Genomic DNA, 13667 nt, shown 5'->3' with positions numbered 1-13667 from the left:
AGCCTTTCGGCTTGGCACCTGGATAACTATAGGGGCAGCCCCGCGTTGCGCACAAATCGCCAGCTCACCCCGCTTATCGACGCCCCACCCAACGCCAAGGTCTTCCACCGTTGTCATTTACCCGGCGAACATATTTCGGTATGAATTAAGATATGAGCAATTACAACGATTCCCGTTTCCCCGGACCCGACCCCTATGCCCCGCTGAAGGACCTGCCGACGTTTACGCTAACGTCGACCGACATCGTCGACGGCGAGAAGCTCAGCGAGGCGCTGGTCGGCGACGACGCCACCTCGCCGCAGCTCGCGTGGTCCGACCTGCCCGAGGGCACCAAGTCCCTGGCAGTGACCTGCTTCGACCCCGACGCCCCGACGGCCTCCGGGTTCTGGCACTGGTCCGTGTTCAACATCCCGGTCAGCGTCACCGAGCTGCCATCCGGCGCCGGCGCCAAGGAGGACCTGGGCGTGGGTGCCGTGACCTTGACGGGTGATTCCGGTGTGACGGCGTTCTACGGCGCGAATCCGCCGGAGGGCCACGGCCCGCACCGCTACCTGTTCGCCGTGCACGCGGTCGACGTCGAGGAGCTGCCGGCCGACGAGATCGCCAACCCGACGCAGCTGGGCTTCAACCTCTACTTCCACTCGATCGGTCGCGCGATTCTGTGGGGCTGGTACGAGAACTAACCGGACGCGTCCGGTAGTCTCAATCGGCAATGATTCCGATTCAACTTCGCGTGGGTGGGGCGTTTCTCGCCCTCGCCGTCGTTTTAGTGATCTATGCCGCCGTCGCCTTCTTCCGCGGCCAAGCGGTCTTCGAGATCACCCCGCAGGTGCTCACGATCGCGGCCGCCGCGCTTCTCTTCGGAGCGAATGCCACGTTCGTGCGCGGCCAGAGCCGCTCGCGCGCGCAGGTGGTGGCTCTCGTGGTTGCCGTGGGCCTCGTGATCCTCGGCGTTCTTTTGCCCGCAGCGACGATCTTCGCCACCCCGACCTACTGGCTGCTGCTGTGGGCCGGGGCGGCGGTGGTGTGCGCTCTTATTCTGCGTCAGAGCGCCACGTAAGGCCGCTGCCGACCGACTCACCGATGGAGCTGAGGCCGTGAGCACGCACCTGCGCAGCGAGCCCGGTGTGGATCTGCCGGATCCAGCCCGGACCGCCGTAAATAAACGGCGTGTAGCCCTGCAGCAGGCTCGCGCCGGCCGCGATGCGCTCCCACGCCTGCTGCGGGGTGGAGATTCCGCCGACGCTGACCAGCACGAGCCGGTCGCCGACGCGGGTGTGGAGCCGCTTGAGCACCTCTAGCGAGCGCTCGCCCAGAGGGGCTCCCGAGATACCACCCGCGCCCATCGCCTCCACCTCGGCCGCGTCCGTGGCCAGCCCGTCGCGGGAGATGGTTGTGTTAGTGGCCACGATGCCGTCGAGGCCCAGCTCAAGCGCTAGGTCCGCCACCGTGTCGACGTCCTCGTTGCTCAGATCCGGGGCGATCTTCACCAAAATCGGGGTACTCGTCGCCTCCGCCACGGCACTGAGGATCGGGCGCAGTTCCTCGACAGCCTGCAGGTCCCGCAGCCCGGGGGTGTTGGGGGAGGAGACGTTGACCACGAGGTAATCCGCCAACGGGCCCAGCACCGTCGCCCCGGCGCGGTAGTCGGCCACGGCGTCGGTGGACACTTTGTTTTTGCCGATGTTCACGCCGACCACGGCGCGCGGCGAGCGCTCGTCCAGGCTGGTCGCGGCCGCGAGCGCGCCGTCGTTGTTAAAGCCCATGCGGTTGAGGATCGCCTTGTCCTTGGGAAGCCTGAACAGCCGTGGCGCGGGGTTGCCCGGCTGCGGCTTCGGGGTGATCGTGCCCACCTCCGCGTAGCCGAAGCCCACCGCCGGCCAGGCGTTGATCGCGCGGGCGTTCTTATCAAAACCCGCGGCCAGGCCTAGGGGAGCGGGGAAGGTGACACCGAACAGAGTCTGCTCCAGCACCGGGTCGTGGACGCGCACGACGCGCTCCATCGCCCGGTTCAGCGGCTTGGCGACGTGCAGCGCGCGCAGAGCGCTACCCATGACCCCGTGGATGCGCTCGGCGGGGACGCGGAACATGACCGCTAGCGCGGCGTCGTAGAGGCTCATGACGTTTTCTCCTTCAGGGTGCTCTTTTCCTCCGGCGTGATCACCTGCAGGCCGTCGCCGGAGGCGGATGCGATGACCAGGGTGCCGTCGTCAAGCGTGACCATGTTCTGCGCGTCGGCGATGGTGCGCGCCTCGGCGGCCTTCAGGGGCACGCCCTGGGAAATGTCGTAGCCCTCGGCGGTGTTCGTCGCGGTGGAGGTGACCCAGGCCAGCGCCGATTCTTCGTCCCACGTCACTCCCCACGGGCTTTGCGCGACGGGCGCGGACTGCTGCAGCCGAATGATGTCGGACACGGTGTAGACCAGCAACTGGGAGCCCGTGTTGTCGGCGGCGAGCACGAGTCCGTCACCGCCGGTGGCGACACCGCCGACGCCCAGGCCCACGCGCAGCGTCCCGCCCTGGCGCCCGCCTTCGAGGTCGAGCTCTTGGATCGTGGTGTCGAAATGGTTGACGCGCACGGCGGTGTCCGGAGCGCCCTCGCGCGGGACCGTCAGAAGCTGGTCGGTCTCGCGCGCGACGCCGAAGTTGCTCACCTCGTCGCCGTCGCGGTAGATGCGTACCGTGCGCTCGTCGGCGGATCCGGTGACCACGTCGCCTGACGCCGTCACCGCCGCGACGGAGGCGGGGGCGGGGGTGTCGAAGCTGCGCTCGCCCGTGGAATCGAAGATGCGCACCTGCGACCCGCAGGCGACGACGAAGCTGCCGGCCCGGGCCGAGGCATCGCCGCAAGCCGGATCGAGCTGATACTCCGTGGCCGTTCCCGAGGTGACTTGCTCAAAGGTTCCGACGGTCAAAGTGTCGCCCGCGCGCACCGCGAGCGTATCCCCGGTGGCGTCGAGGTCCTGCACCGCGGCGAAGTCGACGACGCGCCCGGCCGGGTCAGTCGCCGGCGGCGAGGGCTGTGCTTCGGCGTTGCCCATATTCACAGCCAATTCCCCGGCGTCGCCGCCGCCCGCGGCTGACTGGCAGGCAGACAGGCCCACAGCAGAGGCGAGGAGGGTACCGGCGAGCACGCAACGTCGTAGGGTTATCACGCCTCCTAACTCTAGCAACCGCTATCCGGGGGTAGCCTGATTGCTCATGAACGCAGCAACCGCCGCCGCGGAGCAGATGAGCTGGCTCCAAGTAATCGTCCTATCCGTCGTGCAGGGGCTCACGGAGTTCTTGCCCGTGTCCTCCTCGGGGCACCTGCGCATCGTCTCGGAACTCTTCTGGGGCCAAGACGCTGGTGCGAGCTTCACCGCCGTGATCCAGCTCGGCACCGAGCTGGCCGTGCTGGTGTTCTTCGCCAAAGAGATCTGGCAAATCCTGACCGGATGGTTCGCGGGGTTGTTCAACAAGGACAAGCGCGGCTTTGACTACCGCATGGGGTGGATGGTCATCGTCGGCACGATCCCAGTGGCGCTGCTCGGCGTGCTGCTCAAAGACCTGATCCGCGAGAACTTCCGCAACCTGTGGATCACCGCCACGGTGCTCATCGTGTTCTCCCTCGTGTTCATCCTCGCCGAGCGCTACGGCAAGAAAACGCGCGGCTACGACGAGCTGACCATGAAAGACGCCGTAATCATGGGCCTGTGGCAGTGCCTGGCGCTGATCCCCGGCGTGTCGCGCTCCGGCGGCACCATCTCCGGCGGCCTGTTCCTCAACCTCGACCGCGAGGTGGCAACCCGCTTCAGCTTCCTGCTCGCCATCCCGGCCGTGCTCGCCTCTGGGCTGTTTTCCCTGCCCGACGCGTTCGCTCCGCAGGCCGGCCAGGCGGCGACGGGCATGCAGCTGCTCGTCGGCAGTGGTGTGGCTTTCGTGCTCGGCTACGTCTCCATCGCCTGGCTACTGAAGTTCGTGGCCAACCACTCGTTTGCCTGGTTCGCCGCCTACCGCATTCCGCTGGGCCTTGTAGTGATGGCGCTGCTCGCGGCAGGAGTGATGAGCCCGCTGTAGGGGCCGATGTAGGGTAGTGCTCATGCATTCTTGGCCCACCCCCGAGGTGCCCGCGGTGAGCGGGACCCCGGTCGAATTGAATCTCTACGACACCGCGGATCAGGTGGTGAAGCCGGTCGATACCACCCCCAACGCCAACGGCGAGGTGGGGATGTACGTCTGCGGGATCACCCCCTACGACTCCACGCACCTGGGCCACGCGGCGACGTACCTGACCTTCGATCTGGTGCAGCGCCAGCTGATCGCCAACGGGCACCGCGTCCACTACGTGCAGAACATTACCGACGTCGACGACCCCCTGTTCGAGCGCGCCGAGCGCGACGGGGTGGACTGGCGCGAGCTGGGGCAGAGCCAGATCGACCTGTTCCGCTCGGACATGAGCACCCTCGGGGTCATCCCGCCGCGCGATTACATCGGCGCGATCGAGTCCGTCGACGAGGTCATCGAGATGGTGGGCAAGCTTCTCGACGCTTCCGCCGCCTACCGCCTCGACCACGGCGACATCTACGCCTCCATCGACGCCACCGCCCAGTTCGGCTACGAGTCGAACTACTCCCGCGCGGAGATGGAGACGTACTTCGCCGAGCGCGGCGGCGACCCGGAGCGCGAGGGCAAGCGCGACCCGCTGGACGCCCTCGTGTGGCGCGGCCACCGCGACGGCGAGCCCGCCTGGGATTCGCCCTTCGGCCCCGGCAGGCCTGGCTGGCACATTGAGTGCTCGGCGATCGCGACGAACCGCCTGGGGGCGACGTTTTCGATCCAGGGCGGCGGCTCCGACCTGGCGTTTCCGCACCACGAGTTCTCGGCGGCGCACGCCGAGGCTGCCTACAGCGAGCCGCGCATGGCCACGCACTACGTCCACGCGGGCATGATCGCCCTCGACGGCGTGAAGATGTCCAAGTCCCTGGGCAACCTAGTCTTCGTGCACAAGCTCACCGAGCAGGGCCACGAGCCCGGCGCGATCCGGCTGGCGGTCTTCGCCGAACACTACCGCACCGACCGGGACTTCTCCGACGAGATCCTCGTGACCGCCGAGCAGCGCTTGGCCCGGTGGCGTGAGAACCTGGCGCGCCAGGTGAGTTCGGCCGACGCTGATGTGGTCGTCGATAAGCTGCGTGCCGCTTTGGCCGACGATCTCGACACCGCGACTGCACTGTGCGTCATCGATGAGGCGCCGGGGGATTGCGATGGCACGGTCGCGCGCGCCATCGATGGGCTGCTTGGCGTGCAGGTGTAGACGTTTTCGTCCACAATGTGAGCATGACCATCCGCGAGCAGTTCCAAGACGACGTCGACGAATTCATCTCCGACCTCACCACTTTTGCCACTGGCTCCTACCTGCGCGATGAGGACAAGGAGTTGTGGGACGAGCCCTTCGACCCGAAAGTCCTTCCTGAGCTGAAGCAGAAGATCGAGGGCTTTCTCGACGCCCTTGAGCTGCTTGGCGACGACCCCGCCGGCGAGGACCTGAAGAAAGTCGTCGTGCCCTTCTACGCCTCGTTGAGCGAGTTCAACGCCGCGCACGCCAACGCCGTGCTGGAACCGGAGGAGAAGGCCGACCTGGAGTCGCTGGTGTTCCAGGCGGCCGCAGCCACGGGCGCGGACGACGAGGCGCTGAACGAACTTCCCGAGCTGGAGTAGCGTGCTACCTCCTGCGATTTTCTGGGACATGGATGGCACCCTCGTCGACACGGAGCCGCTGTGGGGCGTGGCCACCTACGAGCTGTCCGAAAAACTGGGCCGTCGGCTCACCCCCGAGCTGCGCGAAAAGACCATCGGCGGCAGCTTCGGCAACACGCTGGCGATCTGCGCCGCCCACGCTGGCGTCGAGCTCGGCCCCGGCGACTACGAGCGGTACAAAACCTGGATGTACAGCCGAATGGGCGAGCTCACCTCCGGTGACCTCACGCCCAACCCCGGGGTACAGAGCCTGCTCGCCGCGCTGCGCGAGGCTGGTGTGCCCATGCTGGTCACCACCAACACCGAGCGCGTGCTTGCCGACGCCCTCATCAACGCCGTCGGCCGCGACTTCTTCGTCGACTCGATCGCCGGCGACGAGGTGGAGCGCACGAAACCGGCGCCCGACATGTACCTGGAGGCGGCGCGCAGGGTCGGTTTCGACGCCCGCGACTGCCTGGTCTTCGAGGACTCCTGGGCGGGGATGAGCGCAGCCGCCGCCGCGGGGTGTCGCGTCCTCGGGCTGGCGCAGACCGTCCCGGACGGTGTCGTCAGCTTTGACCCCGCCAACTTTCTCGGGGCGGGGCCCAAGGATGTTGTGCGGTGGTACGCGGACATCACACAACCGGTGCGATAGAGTAGACCCCCGTGAAAAACTTCGATGAACTATTCGCCGAGCTCTCCGCCAAAGCCGCATCCCGGCCGGCTGATTCCGGGACCGTCAAGGCCCTTGACAAGGGGGAGCATTTCATTGGCAAGAAAATCATCGAGGAGGCCGGCGAGGTATGGATCGCGGCCGAGTACCAGTCCGACGCGGAGCTCGCCGTGGAGATGAGCCAGCTCATCTACTGGACCCAGGTGATGATGCTCAAGCGCGGCCTGACCCCCGACGACGTGTACAAGTACCTCTAAACAAGAACGGATCACCATGATCAAGGTTGCAGTGCCAAACAAGGGCTCGCTGTCCGAAAAAGCCCTCGAGGTGCTCAAGGAGGCCGGCTACAAGGGCCGCGGCATCAACAAGTCCCTCAACGTCGTCGACGAGGAAAACGGCGTCGAGTTCTACTTCCTGCGCCCGAAAGACATCGCCATCTACGTCGCCCAGGGCCACCTCGACCTCGGCATCACGGGTCGCGACCTGGCCGCCGACTCCGGTGCCGACGTCAACGAGGTCATGTCGCTCGGTTTCGGCTCTTCCACGTTCCGCTTCGCGGCCCCCGCCGATCAGCAGTGGAGCGTCGCGGACTTAGAGGGCAAGCGCATCGCCACCTCGTACCCGCACCTTGTGAAGACCTACCTGGCGCAGCACGGGATCACGCCGAGCGACGTAACGCGACTAGACGGGGCAGTGGAGATCGCGATCAAGCTCGGCGTGGCCGACGTCATCGCCGACGTCGTCTCCACCGGCGCGACGCTGCGCCAGCAGGGCTTGGCCCCCTTCGGTGAGCCGCTGGTCAGCAGCGAGGCGGTTATCATCCGCCGCCGCGGCAACGAGGGCGGGCCGGACCACGACGTGCTGCTCAAGCGCATCCGCGGCATCCTCAACGCACAGAACTTCCTGATGGTCGACTACAACATCTCACTCGACAACCTTGAGCGCGCCTCCGCCATCACCCCGGGTATTACCGGCCCCACCGTCTCCCCGCTCTCGCGCGAGGGGTGGGTGGCCGTGCGCGCCATGGTGCCGCGCAAGAAGGCGAACCAGACCATGGACGAGCTCGCCGCGGTAGGCGCGGAAGGCATCCTGGCCACGGAGCTTCGTATCGCGCGCCTCTAGTCGCCCGCCTTTGGTGGGTATCCTCACGGGTATGGCTACTCGCATTGAAGAAGACCTGCTCGGCACCATGGACGTTCCCGCGGACGTGTACTACGGCGTGCACACGCTTCGCGCCGTGGACAACTTTCAAATTTCTGGCACGAAAATCAACGACATTCCCGACTTCATCCGCGGCATGGCTCAGGTGAAGAAGGCCGCCGCGATGGCGAACCGCCGCCTGCACGTCCTGCCGAAATCCAAGGCAGAGGCCATCATCTGGGCCTGCGACGAAATCATCGAACGCGGCCGCTGCCTGGATCAGTTCCCCATCGACATCTACCAGGGCGGCGCCGGCACCTCGGTGAACATGAACGTCAACGAGGTCGTCGCCAACCTCGCGCTGGAGTACCTCGGCGAGGAAAAGGGTGCTTACGACGTCATCAACCCCAACGACGACGTCAACATGTCGCAGTCCACCAACGACGCCTACCCGACGGGCTTCCGCCTGGGTCTCTACTACTCGGTGCAGGGCCTGCTGCACCAGCTCGACGAGCTGCAGAAGGCATTTCGTGCCAAGGGCGACGAGTTCAACGACATTATCAAGATGGGCCGCACCCAGCTCCAGGACGCCGTGCCCATGACGCTGGGCCAGGAGTTCACGGCGTTCGGCTCCAACCTGGGGGAGGAGCAGCGCACGATTTCCACCGCCGCGAACGCGCTTTTGGAGATCAACCTTGGTGCCACGGCGATCGGCACGGGGATTAACACCCCAAGCGGGTACCGCGACCAGGTGGTCGCAGCGCTGCGCGAGGTCACCGGCCTGGACATCCAGGCCTCACCGGACCTCATCGAGGCCACCTCCGACACTGGCGGCTACGTGATGATGCACTCCGCGATCAAGCGCGCCGCGATGAAGCTGTCGAAGATCTGCAACGACCTGCGCCTGCTGTCCTCCGGCCCGCGCGCCGGCCTGAATGAGATTAACCTGCCGGAGCGCCAGGCGGGCTCCTCAATCATGCCGGCGAAGGTCAACCCGGTGATCCCCGAGGTGGTCAACCAGGTCTGCTTCAAGGTCTTCGGCAACGACATCACCGTCTCCATGGCCGCGGAGGCCGGTCAGCTCCAGCTCAACGTTATGGAGCCGGTGATCGCGCAGTCCCTGTTCGGCTCCGTGAAGCTTCTCAGCAACGCCTCGGCCACCCTGCGCGAGAAGTGCGTCACCGGCATCACGGCCAACCGCGAGGTGTGCGAGGCCTACGTGGCCAACTCGATTGGCATCATCACCTACCTCAACCCGCTGATCGGCCACCACAACGGCGACCTGGTGGGCAAGGAGGCCGCCCGGACCGGTCGCGGCGTGCGCGAACTGATCCTGGAGAAGGGCCTGCTCACGGAGGAGGAGCTCAACCGGGCGCTGAGCAAGGAAAACCTCATGCACCCCGAGTTCCGCGGCAAGCTCTACCTCGACGACGAGTCCTAGCTCGGCCACCCCGGGTACTCCGGCGGGGTGCCGTCGAACGCGGGGCAGATGTCCTGGAACGAGCACCAGTCGCACAGCTTCGAGGTGCGGGGGCGGAAACGCCCCTCGCGCCCGTCCGCCTCGATCTTTGCCCACAGGTCACCCAGGTCGCGCTCGAAGTACTCCAGCTCCTCGCGCGATGGGGTCAGGATCATCGAGTCGATGACCTTGAGGTACATCAGCCGCAGCTGGGCCGGGATGGTGCCGAAGAACCGCCAGTACACCAGCGCGTAGAAGCGCATTTGGAACTGCGCGTCCGCGGAGTAGCGGGGCAGTGGCTTTTTGCCCGTCTTGTAGTCGACGACGCGCACCTCGCCGGTGGGCGCGACGTCGACGCGGTCGATGAAGCCGCGCACGGGCACACCGTTGGGCAGCACCCCGTCGACGTACATTTCCTGCTCGGTGGAGTCGAAGCCGAGCGGGTTTTCCATGTGGAAGTAGCCGCGGATCAGTGTGCGGGCGTCGATAAGCAGCTGCTGGCGGTCGCTGATGGGCTCGACGACCTCGGGGTCCTGCTCGATGAGACGCTCCCATGCCGGCACGATGGCCTTGACCGCGGCGGGGTACGTGCGCTGCTCGCGCGGCCAGCTGTGCATCTCCTCGAGCACGGCGTGCACCAGCGTGCCTTTGACTTGCGCCTCGGTTTTGGGCTCAGGCAGGCGGTCGATGGCGCGGAAGCGGTAGAGCAGCGGGCACTGCTTGTAGTCGCTGGCTCGGGAGGGGGATAGGGCGAGTGGTCGAGAAGTCATTGTGCCCCTCATCTTAGAGTGGGGGTATGACACTCACCGATACCGCGGACTTCCTGAAGTTCCTCGACGCCAGCCCGTCAGCGTTCCACGCCGCGGGCAACGTCGAGAGCATGCTTATCGACGCCGGTTACGCCCCGGATTCCGACCTCACGCCCGGCGGGCACGTGGTCGTTAGCGGCGGCGCGGTGCTCGCGTGGTGGGTGCCGCGCAAGCCGAACCCGCGCGTGCGCATCGTGGGCTCGCACACGGATTCGCCGGGGCTGATGGTCAAGCCGGATCCGGATTTTGTGCGGGAGGGTTTTACGCAGGTCGCTGTCGAGGTCTACGGCGGGCCGATTCTGTCGAGTTGGTTTGATCGCGACCTCCGCTTTGCGGGCCGGGTGGTGTGCGCGGACGGCTCGGTGAAGCTGGTGGACACCGGCGCGGTGGCCCGGGTGCCGAACTTGGCGATCCACCTGACGCGGGGGGCGGACCAGGGCATTGACCGGCAGGTCCACCTGCAGCCCATTGTGGGTGGGAACCTGCCGTTGTCCGAGCTCGTTGCTCGCGCGGCTGGCGTGGACGCCGGTGAGATTGTGGCGCATGAGCTGATCTCGGCGGACACGCAACCGGCCGCGGTTGTCGGCGACTCGGTCATGTCCGGTCGCTTGGACAATCTATCGAGCGTGTTCGCCTCCGTGCAGGCGCTGCTTCGCGCGCAGGACTCCGCCGAGGATGTTCTCGTGCTCGCGGCGTTTAACCACGAGGAGGTGGGCTCGGCCTCAACGACGGGTGCCGGGGGTCCTTTGCTAGAAAGGCTGTTGGCGCGCATTACGGCGAGCCTCGGCGATCCGCTGGACTTTTACACAGGCTCGCTGGCGGTGTCGGCAGACGCTGCGCATTCGGTGCACCCGAACTACCCAGGCAAGCACGATCCGACGCACCGCCCGCTGCTGGGCAAGGGCCCGGTGCTTAAGGTCAACGCGAATCAGCGCTACGCCTCGGACGCGGTGAGCTCCGCGGCCTGGATCCGTGCGGCGCGCGCGGCGAACGTGCCCGTGCAAACGTTCGTCGGCCACAACGACGTGCCGTGCGGTTCGACCATCGGCCCGATTTCGGCGACGCGGCTCGGCATCCCGACGGTGGATGTCGGTGTTCCGCTTTTGTCGATGCACTCGGCGCGCGAGCAAGTGGGTGTTCAGGACATGGCCTGGTTTACTGAAGCCCTAGCGGCGTTCTTGCGTGGAGACTAGGTGGTTCCACCGTGCGCCCGCCGCCGACCCCCTCGGCGGCGGGCGCGTTTACAGTGTGACCGCTTATTTTTTCCGGATCCTTGTCTCGCCTAAGTTTTTATCAGTGACTCATACGCCTCGCAACAGGACAGCTTAATTTTATGCACGAAGGAGAACCGATGTACTCAGGACCGTTCCAAGCGGGCGATAAAGTCCAGCTCACGGACGCTAAGCGGCGCCATTTCACCATCGAGCTAGTCGAGGGCGGGCAGTTCCATACCCACAAGGGCATCGTGGCCCACGACGACATCATCGGCATTGACGAGGGCAGCGTCGTTCGTTCATCCCTGGGCTCCGATTACCTGTGCTTCCGCCACCTTCTCGTGGACCACGTGCTATCCATGCCGCGCGGCGCGGCCGTGATTTACCCCAAGGACGCCGCCCAGATCCTGGTCGAGGGCGACATTTTCATGGGCGCGCGTGTGCTCGAGGCCGGCGCGGGCTCTGGGGCACTGTCGATGTCGTTGCTCCGCGCCGTCGGCCCGGAGGGCAAGGTTTTCTCCTACGAGATCCGCGAGGACCACTTCGCGTTCGCGCGTGACAACGTCGCGGAGTACTTCGGCTCGGAACCCGCCTGGTGGGAGCCGCGTTTGGGTGACTTCGGCGAGGTGACGCGCGAGGATCTGGGTGGCCCCGTTGACCGAATCATCCTGGACATGGTCGAGCCGTGGCTGTTCATTAACACGGTCAAGGACCTGCTCATCCCGGGCGGGGTGTTCATGACGTACGTGGCCACCGTTCCGCAGCTGATGAACATCATGGAGGCAATCCGCGAGGCGAAATGCTTCACGGAGCCCAGGGCGTGGGAGACCCTGCTGCGCGAGTGGAAGGTCGAGGGGCTGGCGACGCGCCCTGAGCACCGGATGAATGCCCACACTGCGTTTTTGGTGTGGACTCGCAGGCTTGCCGACGGCGTCACGCCCCCGCGTCCCCAGCGCAAAGCCCGCAGGTAGGGTGGACTTATGATCGAGGATGACGCTTTCGGCCCGCAGCTGCGCGAACTCAAGCGCGAGAACCAGGCGATGGGCGCCCGCAATAAGCAGCTCGCGGAGCTGCTGAAGGCCTCCCGCGACAAGCTCAACGACCTGTACGCCCAGCTTGAGTCTCTCGAAGAGCCCGCTAACCCCTACGGTGTCTACCTGTCTGGGTCGCGCAAGGGCATGGAGGCTGAGATCTTCACCTCGGGGCGGCGCATGCGCGTGAAGGTGTCGCCGAACGTCGCCCCCGGCTCGCTCGTGCCGGGCACCCTCGTCCGGCTTGGCGACGGCACCGTGATCGTCGAGGCCTGCGGTTTCGACAGCGCGGGCCAGCTCGGGACGATGGTCGAGCGCATCGGCACGGATCGCGCCGTCGTCGCCGACCAGCAGGGCGGCGAATCGCTAGTCCATCTCGCCCAGCCCCTGCTCGACACCGCCCGCTCGGGTGACACCCTCCTGTTCGACCCCCGCGTCGGCTTCGCCTACGAGCGCGTGCCCAAGACCGAGGTCAACCAGCTGTCGTTGGAGGAAGTGCCAGATGTGACCTACGCCGACATCGGCGGGCTGTCCACCCAGATCGAAACGATCCGCGACTCGGTGGAGCTGCCATTCGTCCACCCGCAGCTGTACAAGGCCTACGACCTCGCTCCGCCGAAAGGCCTGCTGCTGTACGGCCCGCCCGGCTGCGGCAAGACACTCATCGCCAAAGCCGTTGCGAACTCGCTGTCCAGCAGCATCGGTGAGGGCGGTTCGGCCCACTTCATCAACGTCAAGGGCCCGGAACTGCTGAACAAGTACGTCGGCGAGACCGAGCGCCGCATCCGGCTGATCTTCGAGCGCGCCCGCGAGCTCGCCTCCGAGGGCCGGCCGGTGATCGTTTTCTTTGACGAGATGGAATCGATCTTCCGCACCCGCGGCTCCGGGGTTTCCTCCGACATGGAAACCACGGTCGTGCCGCAGCTGCTCACCGAGATCGACGGCGTAGAGGGCCTCGCTAACGTCATCGTCATCGGCGCGACCAACCGCGAGGAGCTCATCGACCCGGCAATCCTGCGCCCGGGCCGCCTCGACATCAAAATCCGCGTCTCCCGCCCCACAAAGGACGAGGCCAAAGACATCTTTGCGCGCCACCTCACCGAATCCGTCCCCCACGCGGAGCCCGTGCCCTCGCTTATCGACGCCGCCGTCGACGCCCTCTTCGCCCCGCGCCCGTTCGTCCGCCTCGAGCTTGTCGACGGCTCCACCGAGATGCTCCACTACCACGACTTCGTCTCCGGAGCGATGATCGCGAACGTCGTCGCCAGGGCGAAGAAGCTAGCTATTAAGGACCACGCCTCGGGGGCGTCGTCAAGCGGCTTGAGCGCCGAACACCTGCGCATCGCCGTTCGAGCGGAGCAGGACGAGAACGAAGACCTGCCGAACACCGCGAACCCCGACGAGTGGGCGCGCATCACCGGGCGGCAGGGCCGGCGCGTCGTCGGTGCGGAGGTCGTGGGGTAGCGAGTCCGCAATGCGGAATGTTCGGGCTTAATTTGGGCTGGAAGGCGTTTGGTGACTCATCAACCGAGTCCGCAATGCGGAGTCGCTAGACCCCAGCCATGGCCTAGAACCGTTCGGTGACGCGTCATGCTAGTCCGCAATGCGGACTCGCAAGCCGCCC

15 protein-coding genes are annotated in these 13667 nt (G+C 66.1%); 12 read left to right on the top strand and 3 right to left on the bottom strand.

The annotated features are described in order from the left end of the window. The first annotated feature begins 152 nt into the window (after positions 1–152). Together RIU96_RS08425 and RIU96_RS08420 are read left to right on the top strand one after the other, a co-directional pair. A complete protein-coding gene (locus RIU96_RS08425) occupies positions 153–683 on the top strand; it encodes a YbhB/YbcL family Raf kinase inhibitor-like protein (protein ID WP_136648432.1) in 531 nt (176 codons plus the stop codon). A gap of 29 nt (positions 684–712) precedes the next feature. After that, a complete protein-coding gene (locus RIU96_RS08420; RefSeq protein ID WP_136648433.1) occupies positions 713–1060 on the top strand; it encodes a hypothetical protein in 348 nt (115 codons plus the stop codon). On the opposite strand, the gene RIU96_RS08415 is transcribed toward RIU96_RS08420, so the two are convergent. Both RIU96_RS08415 and RIU96_RS08410 read right to left on the bottom strand, forming a co-directional pair. After that, entirely contained in the window at positions 1035–2120 is a 1086-nt protein-coding gene (locus tag RIU96_RS08415) for a quinone-dependent dihydroorotate dehydrogenase (protein ID WP_136648434.1), read from the bottom strand. The two genes, RIU96_RS08420 and RIU96_RS08415, sit on opposite strands and share 26 nt — an antisense overlap. Further along, the gene (locus RIU96_RS08410; RefSeq protein WP_136648435.1) at positions 2117–3154 is read right to left on the bottom strand and encodes a YncE family protein; all 1038 of its coding nucleotides are present in this window, start codon (positions 3152–3154) and stop codon (positions 2117–2119) included. Before RIU96_RS08410 ends, RIU96_RS08415 begins: the two co-directional genes overlap by 4 nt. 46 nt (positions 3155–3200) lie before the next feature. On the opposite strand from RIU96_RS08410, the gene RIU96_RS08405 reads away from it, so the two are divergent. From RIU96_RS08405 to aspA, 7 genes are read left to right on the top strand one after another with little or no spacing between them, the layout of a single operon-like run. Continuing rightward, a complete protein-coding gene (locus tag RIU96_RS08405; protein ID WP_144318261.1) occupies positions 3201–4058 on the top strand; it encodes an undecaprenyl-diphosphate phosphatase in 858 nt (285 codons plus the stop codon). Between the two features lie 22 nt (positions 4059–4080). After that, positions 4081–5295 carry a cysteine--1-D-myo-inosityl 2-amino-2-deoxy-alpha-D-glucopyranoside ligase gene (gene mshC / locus RIU96_RS08400; RefSeq protein ID WP_144741262.1) on the top strand — a complete coding sequence of 405 codons (1215 nt, stop codon included), beginning with the start codon at positions 4081–4083 and terminating at the stop codon, positions 5293–5295. 23 nt (positions 5296–5318) lie between these two features. Beyond that, on the top strand, positions 5319–5699 hold the full coding sequence (locus RIU96_RS08395) for a hypothetical protein (RefSeq protein ID WP_040422764.1): 381 nt from the start codon (positions 5319–5321) through the stop codon (positions 5697–5699). Between the two features lie 16 nt (positions 5700–5715). Continuing rightward, positions 5716–6372: an HAD family hydrolase gene (locus RIU96_RS08390; protein ID WP_374058457.1), complete on the top strand. Its 657-nt coding sequence runs from the start codon at positions 5716–5718 to the stop codon at positions 6370–6372. A gap of 11 nt (positions 6373–6383) precedes the next feature. Further along, on the top strand, positions 6384–6647 hold the full coding sequence (locus RIU96_RS08385; RefSeq protein ID WP_144318265.1) for a phosphoribosyl-ATP diphosphatase: 264 nt from the start codon (positions 6384–6386) through the stop codon (positions 6645–6647). A 16-nt stretch (positions 6648–6663) separates the two neighbouring features. After that, entirely contained in the window at positions 6664–7512 is an 849-nt protein-coding gene (hisG, locus tag RIU96_RS08380; RefSeq protein WP_311204877.1) for an ATP phosphoribosyltransferase, read from the top strand. 31 nt (positions 7513–7543) lie between these two features. After that, positions 7544–8971 (top strand): aspartate ammonia-lyase, encoded by a 1428-nt coding sequence (aspA, locus tag RIU96_RS08375; RefSeq protein ID WP_144741256.1) that lies wholly within the window; start codon positions 7544–7546, stop codon positions 8969–8971. On the opposite strand, the gene RIU96_RS08370 is transcribed toward aspA, so the two are convergent. Beyond that, complete coding sequence (locus RIU96_RS08370; RefSeq protein WP_136648444.1) at positions 8968–9759, bottom strand: RecB family exonuclease; 792 nt, start codon at positions 9757–9759, stop codon at positions 8968–8970. The genes aspA and RIU96_RS08370 overlap by 4 nt on opposite strands. Positions 9760–9785: 26 nt before the next feature. On the opposite strand from RIU96_RS08370, the gene RIU96_RS08365 reads away from it, so the two are divergent. The 3 genes from RIU96_RS08365 to arc all read left to right on the top strand — a co-directional run bounded on the left by RIU96_RS08365 (position 9786) and on the right by arc (position 13507). After that, positions 9786–10991 (top strand): M18 family aminopeptidase, encoded by a 1206-nt coding sequence (locus tag RIU96_RS08365; protein ID WP_144778971.1) that lies wholly within the window; start codon positions 9786–9788, stop codon positions 10989–10991. Between the two features lie 158 nt (positions 10992–11149). Next, a complete protein-coding gene (locus tag RIU96_RS08360; RefSeq protein ID WP_136648448.1) occupies positions 11150–11983 on the top strand; it encodes a tRNA (adenine-N1)-methyltransferase in 834 nt (277 codons plus the stop codon). A gap of 9 nt (positions 11984–11992) precedes the next feature. After that, positions 11993–13507, top strand: a complete 1515-nt coding sequence (gene arc / locus RIU96_RS08355; protein ID WP_259794981.1) for a proteasome ATPase — start codon at positions 11993–11995, stop codon at positions 13505–13507. The last annotated feature ends 160 nt before the right edge of the window (positions 13508–13667 follow it).

This window comes from Corynebacterium sp. Z-1 (assembly GCF_031844665.1).
GTDB lineage: Bacteria > Actinomycetota > Actinomycetes > Mycobacteriales > Mycobacteriaceae > Corynebacterium > Corynebacterium sanguinis.
Note: the sequence above shows the minus strand (reverse complement) of the source record. Positions and strands in the feature narration are given on the sequence as shown.